The 19,198-nt window shown below is 71.7% G+C and carries 14 protein-coding genes; 4 read left to right on the top strand and 10 right to left on the bottom strand.

Translation table 11 applies throughout. The annotated features are described in order from the left end of the window. Window positions 1–113: 113 nt before the first annotated feature. Window positions 114–1,550 (bottom strand): YihY/virulence factor BrkB family protein, encoded by a 1,437-nt coding sequence (locus AW274_RS28435; protein WP_157520781.1) that lies wholly within the window; start codon window positions 1,548–1,550, stop codon window positions 114–116. Window positions 1,551–1,682: 132 nt separating this feature from the next. Between AW274_RS28435 and cofD the strand changes: the two genes are divergently transcribed. Beyond that, the gene (cofD, locus tag AW274_RS28430; RefSeq protein WP_062438151.1) at window positions 1,683–2,621 is read left to right on the top strand and encodes a 2-phospho-L-lactate transferase; all 939 of its coding nucleotides are present in this window, start codon (window positions 1,683–1,685) and stop codon (window positions 2,619–2,621) included. Further along, a complete protein-coding gene (locus AW274_RS28425) occupies window positions 2,618–3,895 on the top strand; it encodes a coenzyme F420-0:L-glutamate ligase (RefSeq protein WP_062438150.1) in 1,278 nt (425 codons plus the stop codon). Before cofD ends, AW274_RS28425 begins: the two co-directional genes overlap by 4 nt. On the opposite strand, the gene AW274_RS28420 is transcribed toward AW274_RS28425, so the two are convergent. From AW274_RS28420 to AW274_RS28380, 9 genes are all read right to left on the bottom strand, one after another. Continuing rightward, window positions 3,892–6,411 carry a bifunctional FO biosynthesis protein CofGH gene (locus AW274_RS28420; protein ID WP_062438148.1) on the bottom strand — a complete coding sequence of 840 codons (2,520 nt, stop codon included), beginning with the start codon at window positions 6,409–6,411 and terminating at the stop codon, window positions 3,892–3,894. The genes AW274_RS28425 and AW274_RS28420 overlap by 4 nt on opposite strands. A 30-nt stretch (window positions 6,412–6,441) precedes the next feature. Beyond that, on the bottom strand, window positions 6,442–7,365 hold the full coding sequence (locus tag AW274_RS28415) for a DNA-3-methyladenine glycosylase family protein (RefSeq protein WP_062438145.1): 924 nt from the start codon (window positions 7,363–7,365) through the stop codon (window positions 6,442–6,444). Continuing rightward, window positions 7,358–8,461 (bottom strand): mannose-1-phosphate guanylyltransferase, encoded by a 1,104-nt coding sequence (manB, locus tag AW274_RS28410; protein ID WP_083974974.1) that lies wholly within the window; start codon window positions 8,459–8,461, stop codon window positions 7,358–7,360. The genes AW274_RS28415 and manB overlap by 8 nt, the downstream gene beginning before the upstream one ends. Window positions 8,462–8,476: 15 nt before the next feature. After that, on the bottom strand, window positions 8,477–9,592 hold the full coding sequence (locus AW274_RS28405) for a glycosyltransferase family 4 protein (protein ID WP_198169470.1): 1,116 nt from the start codon (window positions 9,590–9,592) through the stop codon (window positions 8,477–8,479). A gap of 134 nt (window positions 9,593–9,726) precedes the next feature. Continuing rightward, entirely contained in the window at window positions 9,727–10,713 is a 987-nt protein-coding gene (locus AW274_RS28400; protein WP_232320458.1) for a lysylphosphatidylglycerol synthase transmembrane domain-containing protein, read from the bottom strand. A 20-nt stretch (window positions 10,714–10,733) separates the two neighbouring features. Then, a complete protein-coding gene (locus AW274_RS28395) occupies window positions 10,734–11,585 on the bottom strand; it encodes a class I SAM-dependent methyltransferase (protein WP_198169469.1) in 852 nt (283 codons plus the stop codon). Between the two features lie 34 nt (window positions 11,586–11,619). Continuing rightward, entirely contained in the window at window positions 11,620–12,678 is a 1,059-nt protein-coding gene (locus tag AW274_RS28390; RefSeq protein WP_062438136.1) for a glycosyltransferase family 4 protein, read from the bottom strand. Next, complete coding sequence (locus tag AW274_RS28385; protein ID WP_062438133.1) at window positions 12,678–13,598, bottom strand: glycosyltransferase family 2 protein; 921 nt, start codon at window positions 13,596–13,598, stop codon at window positions 12,678–12,680. Before AW274_RS28385 ends, AW274_RS28390 begins: the two co-directional genes overlap by 1 nt. Before the next feature lie 48 nt (window positions 13,599–13,646). Continuing rightward, on the bottom strand, window positions 13,647–15,560 hold the full coding sequence (locus AW274_RS28380) for a hypothetical protein (protein WP_232320456.1): 1,914 nt from the start codon (window positions 15,558–15,560) through the stop codon (window positions 13,647–13,649). On the opposite strand from AW274_RS28380, the gene AW274_RS28375 reads away from it, so the two are divergent. Beyond that, window positions 15,549–16,943: a glycosyltransferase family protein gene (locus tag AW274_RS28375; protein ID WP_062438131.1), complete on the top strand. Its 1,395-nt coding sequence runs from the start codon at window positions 15,549–15,551 to the stop codon at window positions 16,941–16,943. The genes AW274_RS28380 and AW274_RS28375 overlap by 12 nt on opposite strands. A gap of 176 nt (window positions 16,944–17,119) precedes the next feature. Next, on the top strand, window positions 17,120–19,078 hold the full coding sequence (locus AW274_RS28370) for an LCP family protein (RefSeq protein WP_062438129.1): 1,959 nt from the start codon (window positions 17,120–17,122) through the stop codon (window positions 19,076–19,078). Window positions 19,079–19,198 lie beyond the last annotated feature (120 nt).

The following is a 19,198-nucleotide window of genomic DNA, read 5'->3' as shown; positions in this document are numbered from 1 at the left end:
CACCTCGGAGAAGGCGTAACAACATGGCTGTAATTACACGCGTGTAAGTCGTGCCCCGTCAAGCGCCATGGGGATACCGGGGGAAAGGGCTGGTCTTGTCGGACCAGTTGGAGTCAGCGATCCCGGCGGTCGGGACTGTACCAATGAGCGGTGACGTCCGAATCGACGGATGCCGGATCGGCAGGAAGACCTTCCCCGGTCTTTGCCGGGCGGTAGATGGCGATCGGGTCGATCGGATCGAGCAGGTCTTCGGCCCGGAGCGGGTCGCTCAGCGGGTCGCCGTGGTAGCGCTGCGGCGCGACCTGAGACGGGGCCGCCTGCGGGTGGCCGAACGGGTTGCTCTGCCGGTAGCCCTCGGGCTGCTGCTGGTAGCTCTGCGCCTGCTGGTAGGCCTGCGCGAGCTGCTGCTCTCTTATGTCGCCCTCGTAGCCGGGCTCGTAGGGCGCGCCGTAGACCGGGGGCTGCGTCGTATACCCGGCGTCGAGCACCGGGGCGCCGTAGACCGTCTCGTTCGCAGACAGGTCGTAGACCGAATCCCGGACGGAACTTTCCCTGGCGGGCGGCTCGTAGGCGGCCGCCTCACGCCCCGGGACCGCACGGACGGAACTGTCGAACGGCGTCTCATAGACGACCTGCTCACGGCCGGAGACCTCGCGGACCGAGCTGTCGAACGGCGTCTCATAGACGACCTGCTCACGGCCGGAGACCTCACGGACCGAGCTGTCGAACGGGGTCTCGATGGCGGGCATCCGCGGCGCGGGGGCCGCCGACTCGGCCGCCGGGGGCTCGTAGGCCTGGCGGGCGTACTGCGGGCCCGAGAAGCCGGAGAACGGCGAGGACTCCCACGACGACGGGCTGTCGTCGTAGACGGGCTCGGGGTAGGAGTAGCGCTCGGCCTGCTGGGCGGCCGGGACGACCGGGGTCACCGGCGGCAGCGGGGGCTCCTCGACGACCTGCTGGCCCGCGTAGCCGTTCTGGTCGAAGACCGGGCCCTGCGGATAGGAGGAGTAGTCGGGCTCCGCCGGCACGTTCTGCACCGGGTGGGCGTCGCCGGTCTGCGGGAACGGGATGGCCGGGGGCACCACCTGGAGACGCCGCGCCTTCTTCGGTTTGGCCGCGCCCGCCGGCAGCGGCGACACCATGGTCAGCACATAGAGCAGCGCCAGGCCGGTGAGGGCGAAGGTGGGCACGCCGAGCAGCAGGGTCTCGAGCTTGCCGCCGAACCCGAGCCCGCTGAACAACGAGCCGAGCAGGCTGATCGCGCCGAACAGCGTGGCCACGGCCAGGGTGCCCGCGCCGGCCATGGTGATCAGGCCGCTCTTGGGGGTGGGCGCGCCGCCGAACCGCGTGGACAGGAAGACCGCGCCGACGACCAGCGCGGCGGTGACCGGAGAGGTCAGTTCCGACAGGGCGACGACCGACCGGATGCCGAACTCGGCCGCTCCCCCGAGCGGTGAGGAGTCGCCGAAGACGAGTCTGATGACGCCGACCAGAACGGTCGTGCCCGCGGCTGCCACAAGGAGCCACGCGGCGGGCTCTCTGAGCCTCACCGGGTCAACCTTCACCACAGTTACCCCCAGGAATTCATGCGGCTTATGGGAACTGAGTTTTGCATATGCCTGACATGGATGCCGGGCGACCCATCAATCTCGCGTTTCGCATGGAATGCCAGACTGTCAGGCATGCGCATCGTGTCCCTCGCGGGCGGAATCGGCGGCGCCCGGTTCCTCCGCGGCCTCAAGGCGGCGGCCCCGGAATCCGACATCACCGTCATCGGCAACACCGGAGACGACATCACCCTGTTCGGCCTGCGGGTATGCCCCGACCTCGACACAGTCATGTACACCCTGGGCGGCGGCATCGACGAGGAGCAGGGCTGGGGCCGCGCGGATGAAACGTTCACCGTGAAAGAGGAGCTGGCCGCCTACGGCATGCAGCCGCAGTGGTTCGGCCTCGGCGACCGCGACTTCGCCACCCACATCGTGCGCTCCCAGATGCTGGCGGCCGGTTACGGCCTGTCGGCGGTGACCGAGGCGCTGTGCGGCCGGTGGCGGCCGGGCGTGCGCCTGCTGCCGATGACCGACGACCAGACCGAGACCCACGTGGTGATCGAAGACGAGCGGGGACGCCGCGCGGTGCACTTCCAGGAGTGGTGGGTGCGCCTGCGGGCGTCCACCCCGGCTCTGGAGATCGCCCTGGTCGGCGCCGCGGCGGCGACGCCCGCGCCGGGGGTGCTCGACGCGCTGGAACAGGCCGACGTGGTGATCCTGCCGCCGTCGAACCCGGTGGTGAGCATCGGGACCATCCTGCAGATCCCGGGCATCCGCGAGGCGGTGGCCGCCAAGACCGTGGTCGGCGTCTCCCCCATCATCGGCGGCGCGCCCGTGCGCGGCATGGCCGACGCGTGCCTGACGGCGATCGGCGTGCAGACCTCGGCCCAGGGCGTGCTGGAGCTCTACGGCGCCGACCTGCTCGACGGGTGGCTGGTCGCCGAGGAGGACGCGGCGGCCTCGCTCGACGGCGTGGCCGTGGAGGCGCGCCCGCTGCTGATGTCCTCGCCCGAGGCGACCCGCGACCTGGCCGCCGCGGCGCTCGACCTGGCCGCGAAGGTGGCGGCGTGATCAACATCAGCGGGGTCCAGGGGCTGCCCGAGGTCGGCTACGGCGACGACATCGCCGCCCTGATCGCCAAGGCCGCGCCCGGCCTGGCCGACGGCGACGTGGTCGTGGTCACCTCGAAGATCGTGAGCAAGGCCGAGGGCCGGGTGGTCCGGGCCGACGACCGCGCCGGGGCCATCGAGGCCGAGACGGTCCGGGTGGTCGCGCGGCGGGGCGACACCGTCATCTCCCAGACGCGGCACGGCTACGTGATGGCGGCGGCCGGGGTCGACGCGTCCAACACCGCGCCCGGGACCGTGCTGCTGCTGCCCGACGACCCCGACGCGTCGGCGTCGGCGATCCGGCGGCGGCTGGCCGAGCTCGCCGGGGTCCGGGTCGGCGTGATCGTCTCCGACACCTTCGGCCGCCCGTGGCGGCACGGCCTGACCGACGTCGCGCTGGGGGCCTCCGGCGTGCGGCCGCTCGACGACCTGCGCGGCACCACCGACGCCTACGGCAACCCGCTGAACGCGACCGTGACCGCCCTGATCGACGAGATCGCGGCGGCGGCCGAACTGGTGAAGGGCAAGCTGACCGGGGTCCCGGTGGCCGTGGTCTCGGGCCTGGGCCATCTGGTGAGCGACTCCGACGGCCCCGGAGGGGCCTCGCTCGTCCGCCCCGCCGACGAGGACCTGTTCCGCTACGGCTCGGCCGACGTCGTGTTCGCCCGGCGCACCATCAGGAAGTTCTCCGAAGCGGCGGTCGACGGGGAGGCGGTGCGCCGGGCGGTCGCCGCCGCCATCTCGGCCCCCGCGCCCCACCACACGACGCCGTGGCGGTTCGTGCTGCTGGAGAGCGCCGAGTCGCGGCTCGCGCTGGTCGACGCGATGCGCGAGGCGTGGATCGCCGACCTGCGCGGCGACGGCTTCACCGAGGAGTCGATCGCCAAGCGGGTCAGGCGCGGCGACGTGCTCCGCGACGCGCCCTACCTGGCGGTGCCGTGCCTGGTCATGGACGGCTCCCACACCTACCGCGACGACCGCCGCAACGCCTCCGAACGGGAGATGTTCGTGGTCGCGACGGGTGCCGGGGTGCAGAACTTCCTGGTGCAGCTGGCGGTCGAGGGGCTGGGGTCGGCGTGGGTGTCGTCGACGATGTTCTGCCGCCCGGTGGTGCGCGAGGTCCTCGGCCTCCCTGACGACTGGGACCCGATGGGCGCGGTGGCGATCGGCCACGCGGCCGAACCCCCGAGGCAGCGGCCTCCGAGGTCGGCCGAGGACTTCTACGTCATCCGTTAGACGACCGGCAGCACCCGCCGCACGCTGGCGCACACCCCGTCACTCGCCTCCGCCGCCGCGCGGCGTTCGGGTGACGGGACGCCGTACTCGGTGGTGCGCTGGCGCAGCGGACGGCCGCTGACCTCGACCATCGCGCGCAGCTCGGAGATGGTCTTGTACGACCCGTTCTCCGACCCCGCCATGCGGCTGATGGTCTCCTCCATGAGGGTGCCGCCGATGTCGTTCACTCCCCCGGCCAGCACCTGGCGGCACAGGTCGTCCTGGAGCTTCACCCACGAGCACTGGATGTTGTCGATCGCGCCGTGCAGCAGCAGCCGCGACACCGCGTGGACGGCGCGGTTCTCGGCGGCGGTCGGCCCGGGGCGGGCGATGCCGGCCAGGTAGATCGGGGCGCTGTGGTGGACGAACGGGAGCAGCACGAACTCGCTGAAGCCGCCCGTCTCCTCCTGGAGCCGCCGGATCAGCCGGATGTGCTTCACCCAGTGGGCGTGGGTGTCGACGTGGCCGTACATCATCGTCGAGGTCGTCGGGATGCCGACGCGGTGGGCCGTGGTGATGACGTCGATCCACTCGCGGGCGGGCAGTTTGCCCTTGGTGAGCACCCAGCGCACGTCGTCGTCGAGGATCTCGGCCGCGGTGCCGGGGAGGGAGTCGACGCCGGCCTCGCGGGCGGCGGTCAGCCAGTCTTCGATCGACAGATTGGTCCGGCTGGCGCCGTTGATGACCTCCATCGGGGAGAAGGCGTGCACGTGGATGCCGGGCACCCGGGCCTTGACCGCCCGCGCGATGTCGAAGTAGGCGCTGCCGGGCAGGTCGGGGTGGATGCCGCCCTGCATGCACACCTCGGTCGCGCCGGCCGCCCACGCCTCCTCGGCGCGGTCGGCGACCTGGTCGAGGCTCAGGGTGTACGCGTCGGCGTCGGTGCGGCGCTGGGCGAAGGCGCAGAAGCGGCAGCCGGTGTAGCAGACGTTGGTGAAGTTGATGTTCCGGTTGACGACGTAGGTGACGTCGTCGCCGTTGACCTCGCGGCGCAGGCCGTCGGCCAGGGCGCACAGTTCGTCGAGCGCCTCGCCCGTCAGGCCCAGCAGCGCCTCGGCCTGGGCGTCGGTCAGCGCCAGCGGGTCGCGGGCGGCCTGGCGCAGCGCCTCGGCGCCGTCGCCGGTCGGCGCCGCGGCCGTGGGGAGGCGGTCGCGCAGCGCGTCCCAGTCGCCGTAGACGTGGTCGAAGTCGTCGCGGCGGTCGCCGGTGCGGCCCGTGGTGTCGACCTCGGTGTGCAGGTCGACCCGGCCCGAGGCGGCGAACCCGCCGTCGGGCTCCTGCCAGGGGCGGCCCCTCGGATTCACGTCGAGCGCCATGCCGTCGGGGCCGGCCAGCGCGGCCACGTGGGCGCTCAGCCGGGGGTCGAGCCAGGGTTCGCCCGCCCGGACGTACTCGGGGTAGATCGTCAGGCGTTCTCGCAGGTCGAAGCCCATCTCGGCGGTGCGTTCGGCCAGGGCGTCGATCATCGGCCAGGGGCGTTCGGGGTTCACGTGGTCGGGGGTCAGCGGGGAGACGCCGCCCCAGTCGTCGATGCCGGCGCGGATCATCAGGGCGTACTCGTCGCCGATGAGGTTCGGCGGGGCCTGCACGCGCATGCGGGGGCCCAGCACCATGCGGGTGACCGCGATCGTCGCGGCCAGCTCGTGCAGGTCGGCGTCGGGCAGGCCGCGCATCGCGGTGTCGGGCTTGGCACGGAAGTTCTGCACGATCACCTCCTGGACGCCGCCGTACTCGCGGGCGACCCTCCGGATCGCGAAGATCGACTCGGCCCGGTCGAGGACGGTCTCGCCGATGCCGATCAGGATGCCCGTGGTGAACGGCACGTTCGAGCGGCCGGCGTCTTCGAGCACCCGCAGGCGGACGGCCGGGTCCTTGTCGGGCGAGCCGTAGTGGGCGCCGCCCTTCTCGGTGAACAGGGCCGTCGAGGTCGTCTCCAGCATCATGCCCATCGACGGCGCGACCGGCTTGAGGCGCTGGAAGTCGCGCCAGGTCAGCACCCCCGGGTTGAGGTGGGGCAGCAGGCCGGTCTCCTCCAGCACGCGGATCGCCATGGCGCGTACATAGGAGAGGGTGTCGTCGTAGCCGTGGGCGTCGAGCCACTCGCGGGCGGCCGGCCAGCGGTCCTCGGGGCGGTCGCCCAGGGTGAACAGGGCCTCCTTGCAGCCCATCGCCGCGCCCTCACGGGCGACGGCCAGCACCTCGTCGGGAGACAGGAACGCGCTCGGCAGCTTGGCGGGGGCGGTGGCGAAGGTGCAGTAGCCGCAGCGGTCGCGGCACAACCGCGTCAGGGGGATGAAGACCTTGCGGCTGTAGGTGATCACTCCGGGGCGGCCCACCGCCTCCAGGCCCGCGTCGCGGACCCGGGAGGCGTGGTCGAGCAGGGCGTCGAGGTCGGCGCCACGGGCTTCCAGGAGGATGGCCGCCTCGGCCACGTCGATCGTCTTGCCGTCGCGCGCGCGTGCCAGCGCCCGCCGCATTGCTGCCGTCATACCTGCACACTACGGTGATCAGATTTTGCGGTAGTCGCGGGGAGCCATGCGCGGGCCGCGGCCCGGCGGGCGGCGTCCGCTGAGCTCGATCAGGCGGACCACCCGGTGGCGGTGCCCGGCGAAGGGTTCGAGCAGCCGGAGCATGCCCTCGTCGTCGGTCTTCTCGCCGGTGAAGGCGAAGCCGACCAGGCCGGGGATGTGGAAGTCGCCCACGCTGGGGGCGTCGGCGTCGCCCCAGGCCCGCTGGCGGATCTCGGCGGAGGTCCAGACGCCGATGCCGGGCAGCGCCCGGAGCAGGCGGTCGGCCTCCCACGTGGTGCCCGCCGTCTCCAGCTTGCCCTCGTGGCGGGCCGCGTTGACGATCGTGCGGGCCCGTATGGCCTCCGCCCCCGCGCGATGCCAGTCCCACGACGGCACGAGCCGCCAGGTCTCGGGCGACGGCGGCACCCGCAGTCCCTCGGGGCCGGGCCCGGGAGCGGGGTCGCCGTACTTGCGGACCAGCCAGCGCCAGGCCCGGAACGCCTCCCGGCCCACCACCTTCTGCTCCAAGACGGCCGGCACCAGCGCCTCGAAGACCCGCCCGGCCCGGCCGATCCGCAGGCCGGCGGACCGCAGGTGCAGCTTCTTCAGGAAGGCGGCGACCGGGTCGTCGCCCATCGCGTCGAGCAGCGCGCCGAATCCGGCCGGGTCGTCGCCCGCGCCGAGCAGGTCGGGCATCGTCTCCAGGAGCCACTCGGCCCCCAGCCCCCACGCCAGCCCGTGGACCTGACCTGCGACGACGGAGATCCGGAGGGTCCCGGGACCTTCAGGGGTCCGGCAGGCGCGCCAGAGCGCCCCGTCGGGCGTGGTCTGCCAGACGGGGTCGCCCGAGCCGTGCCGGTGCGGCGCCACCGTCAGCCCCAGGTTCAGGGGGCCGTCGGGGCGCCAGCTTCGTTCAGGCATCGCTGGAGAATCTCACCGCGCATTCCGGCAGGTCGACGCCGGGCCACACCCGCGCCCCCGCCGTCAGTTCGTTGCGCGCCCCGATGGACGCGCGGTCGCCGACGACCGCCTCGCGCACCACGGCCCCCGCGCAGACGGTGGCGCCGGCCCCGATCACCGAGTCGATCACCGTCGCGCCGGGCGCGATGGCGGCGTCGTCGGCCACCACGCTACCGCGCACGGTCGCCCCGGCTCCGACCGCGGCCCTGGCCCCGATGACCGAACCGCCGGTGACCTTGGCCTCGGGCGACACGGTCGCGCCGGCGAGCAGCAGCGCCTCACCCGGCGTGCCGGGGAGGGCCGGGGAGGCGAGCAGGCCGCGGACCAGATCGGCCGACCCCTGCACGAACGCCGCCGGGGTGCCCACGTCGAGCCAGTAGGAGGAGTCGGCGAAGCCCAGGACGGTGTGGCCGGCCTCGATGAGGCCGGGGAAGGTCTGCCGCTCGACCGAGACGACCTCGCCCGGCGGGATCGTGTCGATGATCGACCGCGTGAAGACGTAACAGCCGGCGTTGATCCGGTTCGTCACGGGATTGGGGGTCTTCTCCAGGAACGCCGTCACCCGGCCCCGCTCGTCGGTCGGCACGCAGCCGAACCGCGACGGGTCGTCGACCTCGGTGAGGTGGAGCGTGACGGCGGCCTCGTCTTCGACGTGCCGGGCGACCTGGGCGGAGATGTCGTGACCCGACAGGATGTCGCCGTTGAGCACCAGCACCGGCGCGTCGCCCGGGACGGTCAGCCCCTCGGCCGCGTTGCGGATCGCGCCGCCGGTGCCGAGCGGGGTCTCCTCGGTCATGTAGACGATCTCGAGCCCGAACGCCGACCCGTCGCCGAACGCCTCGGCGAACATCTCGGCCTTGTACGAGGTCGCGAAGACGATCCGGCTCACTCCGCAGGCCCGCGCCTTGGCGAGCTGGTGGGCGAGGAACGGCACGCCCGCCGTGGGCAGCAGGGGTTTGGGGGTGAAGAGGGTCAGCGGGCGTAGCCGCGTCCCCTGCCCGCCGACCAGGAGAATCGCCTCAAGCTGACCGGGTTGGGGCAAAGAAGGCTCCGTCACATGGGCGAGGCTAACTCAATGTTCCGTCGCACGCTGATAGGAAACCAGATGTGCGTGCGCGGACATCTGCCACGTGAATTCGCGGCTTCTCGCCAGCCCCGCGGCGCCCAATTCGACCCGTCTGGCGGGTGAATCGAGCAGCGTCCGCAGCGCCGCCCCGATGCTCTCAGAATCGGGTTCCGTGTACGCCACCGCGTCCCCGCCGACCTCCGGGAGAGACGTGCGGTGCGTCGTCAGGACCGGCGCGCCGCACGCCATCGCCTCCAGCACGGGCATGCCGAACCCCTCGCACCGCGACGGGAACGCCGCCGCCAGCGCGCCGCCGTAGAACCCGGCCAGGTCGCCGAACGGCAGGTAACCGGTCCGGACGACCGTGACCCCCTCGGGCAGCGACCGGATGGCCGCCTCGACCTCCCGGCCGCTCTCGGCGGGGCCGGCGATGACCAGCGCGGGCGGGTTCTCCCGGCCCTCGACGGCCTTGGCGAAGCCCCTGATCAGGTTGGGCGCGTTCTTGCGCGGCTCGGCCGGGCCGACGAACGCGATGTAGGGGCGGCCGTGCACGCCCAGGCGGCTGGTCACCCGGCGGATCTCGCTCTCGGCCGGCGGGTGGAACAGGTCGGGGTCGACGCCGTGGTAGGCGACGTCGATGCGGGTGGGGTCGGCGCCGACGACCCTGATCAGCTCGTCGCGGGTGGCCTTCGACGGGGTGATCACCCGGCGGGCGGCCCTGACGGCGGTCTTGGTGGCCGAGCGGAAGAAGGCGGCGCGGTCGGACTCGTACTCGTCGGCCTCGGTGAACCAGGCGACGTCGTGCACGGTCACCACGCTCGGCACCTCGGAGCGCAGCGGCACCGAGTAGTAGGGGGCGTGGATCACGTCGGCGCCGACCTTCTGGGCCAGCAGCGGCACCCCGGTCTGCTCCCAGACGAGGCGGGCGCCGCGGTTGGCGATGGCGTGCGGGCCGGGCATGACCGTCGCGCCGGGGGCGAGCCGGGCGTAGCGTTCGGCGTCGGCCCGCTGGCAGACGATGACGAGGTCGGCGCCCTGCCGGTCGAGCGCGGCGAGCAGTCCGTCGACGTATCGGATCAGGGCGCCTCTGTCGGCCGGCACGGCCGCGGCGTCTACGAGCACTCGGGGTTTCAACGAGATGGCTCCCCTCAACGCGCGGCGAAGAATTCGCCCTCGTCTATCACTGTAGGCCGCCTGGAACGCCAATCATGAGCGAAATCACACGATTCGCCGCGTTCCAGGAACGGATTCCGTAGCTATTCCACGGTTTTTTCCGTTTTGCCAGCCCGCCAACCCGCGAACGCCGCACAGACCAGATCACCCACCGAGACCACCACCCGCGACACCAGCGCCGCCGCGATGGCCGACCCCTGGTCGAGCACCGGGGCCAGCGCCGCCACCATGGCGACCTCCCGCACCCCCGCCCCCGCCGGGGCCAGCACGAACACGAACCCCAGGCACCAGGCCAGCGCGAACGCCCCGAAACTGAGCACCACGGCCCTCGGCCCGGTCGCCCCCAGCCCGTGGACGATCACCGCGAGCTGCGCGCCGTAGGCGGCCCACCCGGCGAAGGCCCACCCGGTGGAGGTCAGCACCCCCCGGGCGGTCAGCGGCCGTTCGAGCGGCGGCCGCCGGAGCAGCCGGAACCCCAGGTTCAGCACCCCGTTGACGACCTTGGGATGCAGCCCCACCGCCAGCACCGGCAGCAGGAGCAGCAACCAGGCGTACCCGGCGACCGAGTCGCCCGCGAACGCGGGCAGGGTCGCGACGGCGACCAGCAGCCCGGTCGCCAGATAGATCGGGTACGTCAGGAAGAAGGCCGCCGCGCTCCTGGCGCGCGGGATGCCGTGGTCCTTGCCCATCTCCATCTGGGCCAGCACGGGCCAGACCGAACCGGGGATGTACTTGCCGAGCTGCCCGATGAAGAAGATCTTCGCCGCGTCCGTGAGCCGAAGCGGCGACCCGAGATCGGCCAGCAACGCCCGCCACATGAGCATCCCGGCCAGCAACGCCCCGACGACGGCGACCAGCGACACCCCGAGAAGAGGCCACGACAACCGCGCCAGCCCGGCGCTGATCGCCTCCCACTGCGAGACGACCGCCCACACCCCGAACCCGAGGGCTACGGCCAGAAACCCGAACCGGACGACCCTCTTGAGCACCGACTTACCAGGCGGCACCTCGTCGGGGCTCGCGCTTTCACGCGGCCCGCCCGGGTGGCCGGAAACGCCGTTCTCTGTCACGCCGGATTTGTCAGCCTTTTTCACGACGCCGAAGCTCGGGTCGGGACCGACTCCGGCGGCTGGGGCAACATCACGCCCGCCGGTCGCCGGGACGTCTTGGTCGCCACCCAGATGTAGGTGGGCACGATCGGCAGGAGCGCCCGCAGCGCCGGCCGGGGCGCCTTCTCCAAGGTCGCCTTGGCCGCCCGGCCCGCCGCGCCGGCGAACAACTCTCCCCCGGCGAACGCCTCGGGGGTGGCCAGGACCGGGAACGTGTAGTCCCACACGTGGAAGTCGGCCAGCATGCGGCGCAGGCCGGCCCGCGTGCGGAAACGCTCGTAGTAGTTGTCGGCGCGGCCGAAGGCGCGGACGTAGCGGTCGGCGGCGCGGGGCGGCAGGTAGGACAGGAACGGCAGCTTGTAGTGGGGTTCCATGATCCCGAGGCGGTTGCCCAGGCCCAGGTAGAGCACGCCGTCGTCGGCCAGCACCCGGTGCATGTCGGCGATCACCGCGTCGGGGTCGACCACGTGCTCGTAGATGTGGTTGAAGACCAGGACGTCCACCGAGCCGTCGGGGAACGGGAGCCGGGTCCCGTCGCCGCACACGAACGCCACCCGCTCGCCGAACCGTCCGGACGCCTTGCGCAGGCCCGGGACGTCGATGTCGATGCCGAAGGTGTGCCGGGCCCCGGCCAGGGCCAGTTCGTCGGCGATGAACCCGGCCGAGCAGCCGATGTCGGCGACGGTCAGGCCCTCCAGGGGGCGTTCGCCGCGGCCCAGGAAGTGGGCCAGCACCGCGATGATCTTGGCGGCCTTGCGGCGGCGCTTGGCCTCGTCGAGCATCGCCGACTGGAACTCGGAGTACTCCAGTTGCGCGGCGCGTTCGGTGCCCACGGGCGTCCTTCCTCTTGCGGAACCTGCCGGCCGGTCAGAGCGCGGCCAGATAGGCGGACCAGTACGGCTCGGGGTCGACCGCCTTGACCCCCGCGCGCAGACGCTCGGGGGTGCCCGGTTCGTAGAACCGGCGCAGGGCGTCGGCGAGGGCGTCGGCGGAGCCGGGTTCGACCAGCAGGCCGTCGACGTCGTCGGTCACATTGTCGGCCAACGCGCCCACTCGGGTGGCGATGACCGGCACACCGTGTTCGTGGCCGAGCCACACGTTCTGGGAGGCGGTCGCCGACCGGTAGGGCAGCACGAGCGCGTCGGCCCCGGCGAACAACTTCGGCACGTCGTCGGCGGGCACGTAGCCGGGGCGCAGCTCGACCCGGTCGGCCAGGCCGAGCTCCCCGATCAGCGCCGTGGTGGCCTCGATGCCGCCCCAGAACTCCCCGGCCACGGTCAATCCCACGCCGGGAACCTGGGCCAGGGCGCGGAGCAGCAGGTCGAGGCCCTTGTACGGCCGCACGATCCCGAAGAACAACAACCGCCGATTCAGCCCGCCGGCCCCGGTCGCCCCGGCCGAGGGCAGGTGCGGCGGCAGGGCGGCCACCTTCACGAAGGGCTGCCCCAGCTCGCGCGCCAGGGCCGCCTGCGCCTCGGAGTGGGCCAGCACGCCGTCGACCCGCGTGAGCAGGGCCTTCATCAGCGGCCGGTCGTAGGGCTTGGTCTCGTGGGGCAGCACGTTGTGGCAGAGCGCGATCACCCGGGCGCGGCGGCGCAGACCGTACAGGATGCCCAGATAGGGCGGAACCTGGACCGGGCTGAGCACGGTGAGGATCACCAGGTCGGCGTCGCGCAGGCGGCGGCCGCAGGCGACCCAGCCGTCGGGACGCCGCCAGTCGAGCAGCCGCGACGTGTTCGGGTAGGGCTCGCCCTCGGGGGTGTCGATGGTCTGCACGCCCGGATAGAGGAACGACGGATACTGCGCCCGCCACGACTCGATCACGACGTCGTGCCCGGCCCGCGCGAGGCGGTGGGCGAGCTCGGTCGTGTGCTGCGCGCCGCCGCCCTTGTAGGGGAAGGTCGGCCCGACGATCGCGACGCGCATCACTCGTTGCCGCGGGATCGCACGATCAGGTCGGCCAGCAGCGCGACCGAGCCGATGAGCATGCCCGACAGGAAGATCACGATGGCGTTGCTGGTCAGGTAGAAGCCGTAGTTGATCACGTCGTAGGCGCCCTTGACCAGACCGATCCCGACGAGCCACAGGGCCGGCGGCATGAGGACCTTGAGCGGGTTGAAGTACATGATCATCCGCAGCACCTGCAGGATGTAGCGGTAGGCGTCGCCGAAGAAGCTGAACTTCGACTTGCCGGCCCGCTTGGCGTAGTCGATCGGCAGGTAGTAGACGTCGTGCTGGTTCGACAGGAACGCCAGCGTGATCGTCGTGACACAGGAGAACCCGGGCGGCAGCAGCCGCAGATAGGGCTTGGCGACCGACTTGCGGAAGGCCCGCAGGCCCGAGTTGAGGTCGGGGATCTTCTGCCCGGCCAGCCGCTCGGCGATCTTCCTGATCACGAACTTGGCCGGCACCCGGAGCAGCTTGTGCGAGCCCTCCTCGCTGGTGCGGGCCCCGACGACCTGGTCGACCGTCGAGTCCTTCTCCAGGATCTGGACCAGCTCGGGGATGCGCTCGTTCGGGTAGGTCATGTCGGCGTCGGTCCACACGACGATCTCGCCGCGGGCCTCCTGCGAGCCGATGCGCCGGACCGTGCCCGAGCCGCCGTTGCGGTGGAAGGCGCGGATGCGCATGTTCGGGAAACGCGGCGCGGCCTCGCGGAGCCGCTCCAGCGTGGCGTCGGTCGAGCAGTCGTCGACGGCGACCAGCTCGTAGGTGTAACCCGAGGAGTCCATGGCGGCGCTGATCCGCTCGACCTCGTCGATCACATGGTCCTGCTCGTTGTAGCAGGGCAGCACGATCGTGACGTAGGGGTTGTCGCTCACCACTGGTCCACTCTCCGGGGGCATGTCCACGTCGGAAGAGGGTACTCTGCCCAGTCGCGCGCCGACCGCACATCACGGCACGGCGAGCCAGACGTCGACGCTGAGCGACCAGGTTCCGTCAGGCGCTTCGACAAGAGAACGCTCGTCCTGACGGGTTCGCAGGCCCATGACCTGCCGGGGCGTGCCGTAGGCGGTGAGCTGGCCGGGCTCGGCCGCGAGCAGCACGGGATCATGCGTTTTCGCGATGATCCGGCGCACGTCGGCCTCGTCGGGCACGTCGGCGCCGTCGGGATAGGCGACCCTGGCGGTCGGGAAACCGCACTGGCCCCTGACCACCTGGGTGAGCCGGTCGCCGGTGACCCGCTCGACGATCAGCACCGTCGAGCCGTCGGGGATCGCGTCGCACATCTTCTGTACGGCGGCCCGTTCGCCCCGTTCGATCGGGGTGAACGCGGTGCCGATCGAGGTGATGACCGGCGGGACGACCAGCAGTGCGGCGGTCGCCCAGACGGGCAGCTTCCGGGCGCCCCAGACCGCCAGCAGGATCAGCCCCGGGATGATCACCGGCACCAGGCGGCGGGCGGCGAACGGGTGGTCGGCGGTGATCGCCGGGCGGTAGAGGGTGGTCGCGGTCGTCCACAGGATGATCGCCGTCGGCAGCAGCCACGGCTTCTCCATCCTCCGCATCAGCGTGACCGCGCCGAAGACGGCGAGGAGGAGAGCCGGGAGGCCGACGTACCAGATGACCCAGTAGAGCGAATCCTCGTAATAGAGACGTGTGGGGTCGATGGGGAGCCCGTTGGCCTTCTGCACCGCTCCGATCATCTGGGCGGTGAGCTCGTCTTCTGGGTTGGTCACCGGTCTCTTCACCGTTTCGACCAGCGGCCGCAGCGCGAAGGCCAGCACGGCCAGCACCACCCCGGCCGCCGCCGCGTTCGGCAACCACCGCGGCACCCTCCTGACGAACGGCGCGACGACCAGCACGGCCGCGCAGATCGCCAGCAGCGGCAGCAACGAGCCGCTCAGGTAGTCGAAGTAGGGCCGCGACAGCGCGATCCCCGCGCCGAAGCCGATCCCGCCGCCCGCGACCACGCCCGCGAGCAGCCTGCGCTGCGCGACGACGCCGAAGACCAGCACCGGCAGGATGTCCCGCAGGCCGTCGATCCTGATCAGCAGCGCCAGCCCGAACACCAGCCCGGCCGTGAACATCCGCCGCCCGGCCAGCACCAGGGCGATGCCGCCGAAGAGCAGGACCAGCGACGGGATCTCGCTGAAGGTGGTCCGCGAGGTGTAGAGGATCGGCATCGCGATCGCGAACGCCAGCGCCCCGATCCAGGCGAACCGCGCATGGACGAGCCTCGCGGTCACCCCCCCGACGGTCAGCACGGCCAGCGCGCCCAGCAGCGCCGGGGTGAACCCGGAGGCGTAGAGGATCGGCGCGCCCGGCATGAACTGCGGCACGATCGCGCCGTCGTGGGCGTAGAAGCCCATGCTCGCGAACCGCAGCGCGTCGTCGGGCCCGCCGAACGCCGCGAGGTCGAACGGGATGGGCAGCCCGCCGTGGTCCCTGAGCCAGATGGCGTACTGCTGGTAGGTGGCCGGGTCGCGGCGCACGATGTACTGCTGCGAGGCGTAGACGGTGTTGAACACCCCCGACGCGACGGCGACCAGGAACACCGCCCCGGCCTGCCACCACGTGGCCTCGACCGTGTCCTTCGGCCACCCCGCCCAGACGAACAGCGCCGCCGCCGGGACACCGAGCACGACCAGCTGCCAGATCCCGAACCAGCCGAGGAACACCAGCAGCAGCCCCGCCAGCAGCCACCCCGACAGGGCCAGCGCGGGCAGCACCGAGCCGACGGCCAGCAGCCGCCCCGGTGACAGGTCGATCCTCAGCGCGCGAATGCGCCAGAGCCTAGCGGTGTACCGTGGCCGGGCGACGCGCCCCTCCGACCGGCCCTGACCTGGAGCCCGATGAACCCCCACGTGCCCGCTGAAGACCTGAGCGCGCAGCGCCCGGAGGCGCCCGCCGCGCCGTCGCGGTCGGCACGGGGCCTCGGCTGGGTGCGGGAGAACCGGTGGTTCGCCGGGGTGTTCGGAGTAGGGGTTCTGCTGCGGGTGCTGGCGATGGTGGGTTACCCGCCGGCGCTCTGGTTTCCCGACACCTACACCTATGTCGTGACGGCGATCAGGCCGCGGCCCGATCTCGTGCGGCCGGCCGGGTACTCCTTCTTCCTCCGGTTGTTCGAGCCGTTCCACAGTTTCGGGCTGGTGGTGGTCGTCCAGCACCTGCTGGGGCTGGCGACCGCGGTGCTCGTCTACGCCGCGATCCGGCGGAAGGTCCTGGGAGTGGTCGCGGCCTCGGTGGTGCTGCTGGACGCGTACCAGATCCAGCTCGAACACCTGCTCGTCTCCGACACGCTGTTCCTGTTCCTGGTGGTCGCGGCGACCGTGCTGGCGCTGCGGCCGGTCACGTGGCGGGCGGCGCTCGGGGTCGGGGTGCTGCTCGCGGCGGCGACGATCACGCGGACCGCCGGGTTGCCGCTGATCCTCGTCTTCCTGGTCCTGTACGGATGGCGCGCCCGCAGGCTCACGATGGTGTTCGCGGCCGGGGCCCTGGTGCCCGTCGTCGCCTACGGGGTGTGGTTCCACGCGGCGCACGACCGGGTGGGAATCGTGGGGGCCAACGGGGCCTTCCTTTACGTCCGCGTCATGCCCTTCGCCGAATGTCAGGTCATGAAGCCGCCCGCCGACCTCGCCGTGCTCTGCGACGACCGCGACCCGAGGCCGCCCGCGCAGGACTACGTCTGGGACGACGCCTCTCCGCTGGTGCGCCTGCCGGGCGAGACCTTCACGGCCGCCAACGACGCGCTCGCGCAGCGGTTCGCGCTGCTCGCCATCGCCCGGCAGCCCGGCGACTACCTCGCCGTGGTCGCCCGGGACCTGGTCAGGGCGTTCGAGCCGGGCCGGCCGGTCTACCCGAACCCGGAGGTGTACGCCGCCTACGAGTTCCCCGTGACCGTCCCGGCCGAGCCGCAGACGCGGGACACACTTGGGGTCGAACTCGCCCGCCGATACGAAAACGGGCCGATATCCACGCAAGTGATCGAACCTGTGGCGGGCTGGCTCCGTACCTATCAGAGTGTGCTGGCACTACCGGGGCCGCTGCTCCTGCTCGTCCTGCTCGTTCCCGTCATCGCGCTGCGGCGTTCGGACGTCCTCATTCCGTGGGCGGTGGCATGGGCGCTCCTGGTGGTCCCGGCCGCCACTGCGGTCTTCGACTACCGGTACGTCCTGCCCGCCGCCCCCCTGGCGTTCCTGGCCGCCGCGCTGGCCCTCTCACCTGCGACGTCAGTGAAATGCAAGTAAACCTCAGCACAACCGCATACCGTGAAATGTCCGCAAATGAGTATGCTGTCCGCCAGCCCAAATCGGAGATCGCTGGGCCGGGCGACCGCATCGTGACCTAATCTCGAAGGCGCAATGAGCGAGCGAATCATCCATGACGCCTCTGCCTTCGACATGTGTTCAGTCGAGGAGACGGTATGAGCGACCACCGGCACGTCCCCTCCTCCGACCAACCCGGTTGGGGCACCGGTGCTTACTCCTATGGGGCCGGCAACCCCGGCGTCCCGCAGCAGCCGGCGTTCGAGCCGCCGCCCATGTACGGCGAGCAGGCCTCCCGCCGCCGCGAGACCGAGGGCGACCCCGACTTCGACGAGCACCGCTGGGGCGTCGGCGACCGCTGGGACGATGACGACGACGAGCCGCGCCGGTTCCGCTGGCTGAAGCGCCGCAAGAACGACGACGAGGACGACCTCGACGACGCCCCCGTCTCGGTCGGCGGCCCGACGGGCCCCTCCCCCTACCAGGCGGCCTACACCGTGCCGGTCTCGCCCATGGGCGCGGGCGCGGGTGTGGGCGGACCGCCCGGTCCCCCGCCGAAGGCCCCGAAGAAGGGCGGAGGCGGCGGCCGGGCGAAGGTCGGCCTGGGCGCGTTCGGCTGGGTGAGCATCGTGCTCACCACCCTGATGGTGGCCGGCAGCCTGACCGCCTACACGGTCTACCGCCGCACGCTGGGCAACATCCAGACCACCAACGTCAACGACCTGCTGGGCGAGAACCGTCCCGAGAACCAGACCGGCGCGCTCAACGTGCTGCTGGTCGGCTCCGACACCCGCCAGGGCGACAACGCCCGCTACGGGCAGAAGGCCGCCCGCGAAGACCACTCCGAGCGCACCGACACGATCATGCTGCTGCACGTGTCGCCGCAGCGCGACCAGGCGCGTCTGATCAGCTTCCCGCGCGACTCGATGGTGCAGATCCCGTCGTGCGACAACCTGCAGACCAAGCAGGCGATGCCGGCCCAGCTCGGCATGATCAACTCGGCGTTCAACCTCGGCGGCATCGTGTGCACGATCCGCACGATCGAGTCGCTCACCCAGATCCGCGTCGACCACTTCCTCAAGGTCGACTTCACCGGCTTCAAGAACATCGTCAACGCGCTCGGCGGCATCGAGATCTGCCTGCCCCAGGCCGTGAACGACCGCGCCTCCAAGCTCGTGCTGCCGGCCGGCCGCCAGGTCGTGAAGGGCGAGGCCGCGCTCGGCTACGTCCGCATCCGCAAGATCGGCAACGGCAGCGACATCGAGCGCATCAAGCGCCAGCAGGTCTTCCTGTCGCAGGTCGTCAAGAAGGCCACCAGCGGCGACCTGGTCAGCGACCCGGCGAAGCTGTTCGAGTTCGTCAGCGCCGCGACCAGCTCGGTCGAGATGGACGACCAGCTCAACACCGAGACGCTGGTCGAGATCGCCAAGAGCGCCCAGAAGCTGACCGCCAGGGGCTTCAAGGCCATCACGGTCCCGTGGGAGGCCTACGCGGGCGACTCCAACCGCGTCCAGTGGAAGCAGCCGCAGGCCGACAACCTGTTCGCGGCGATCCGCACCGACAGCGAGGTCTCCACGGCCGCGCCGTCCCCGCCCCCGTCGGCCGCCCCGCCCGCCGAGGGCGGATCGACCGAAGGCGGCTCCGAGGAGGGCGGCGGCGAGGCCAAGCCGTCGGCGCCGCCGGCGCCGAAGCCCACCGAGCCCGCGCAGGTGCGGGTCCAGGTCGTGAACGGCACCAACACCACCGGCAAGGCCAGCGAGGTCGCCGAGGCGCTGACCGCGCAGGGCTTCCGGGTCACCCAGATCGGCGACGGCCGCAAGGCCGACGGGTCCGACCAGGAGACCACCTCCGTCGCCTACAAGGGCGAGGGCTGGGAGGGCTCCAAGCTGCTCATCGCGTCGCTGCTGAAGACGGTCGACCCGTCGACGACGCTGATGCCGGTGGCCAACGTCAAGCCGTTCACGCCGACCACCCCGGCGCCGGGCAAGCCGAAGAAGGCCGTCGGCCCGATGATCCAGATCGTCGTCGGCAAGGACTTCGGCGGGGTCAAGGTGCCGCTGTCGGCGGCCGAAGACGAGTCGACGGTCGACTCCAACACCGACATCTGCGCGACCTGATCCCGGGGTTCGCGACCGGCTTTTCGGCCGCAGGAGGGCGGGTTTTCGGATTTCCCGGAGATTCCGCCCTCCTGCGACATCCCGGCGACAAGACCGTTAAGGTGGAGTGTCCGGCCTGGG

Source organism: Herbidospora daliensis (genome assembly GCF_001570585.1).
Lineage (GTDB): Bacteria > Actinomycetota > Actinomycetes > Streptosporangiales > Streptosporangiaceae > Herbidospora > Herbidospora daliensis.
This window is presented reverse-complemented; position numbering and strand designations above follow the sequence as displayed.

Coding starts and splice junctions, on each gene's coding strand:
- cofD (WP_062438151.1), top strand. CDS start 1,683: ATGCGCATCGTGTCCCTCGCGGGCGGAATCGGCGGCGCCCGGTTCCTC.
- AW274_RS28420 (WP_062438148.1), bottom strand. CDS start 6,411: ATGCGGCGGGCGCTGGCACGCGCGCGCGACGGCAAGACGATCGACGTG.
- AW274_RS28415 (WP_062438145.1), bottom strand. CDS start 7,365: ATGCCTGAACGAAGCTGGCGCCCCGACGGCCCCCTGAACCTGGGGCTG.
- AW274_RS28390 (WP_062438136.1), bottom strand. CDS start 12,678: ATGCGCGTCGCGATCGTCGGGCCGACCTTCCCCTACAAGGGCGGCGGC.
- AW274_RS28385 (WP_062438133.1), bottom strand. CDS start 13,598: ATGCCCCCGGAGAGTGGACCAGTGGTGAGCGACAACCCCTACGTCACG.
- AW274_RS28375 (WP_062438131.1), top strand. CDS start 15,549: ATGAACCCCCACGTGCCCGCTGAAGACCTGAGCGCGCAGCGCCCGGAG.
- AW274_RS28370 (WP_062438129.1), top strand. CDS start 17,120: ATGAGCGACCACCGGCACGTCCCCTCCTCCGACCAACCCGGTTGGGGC.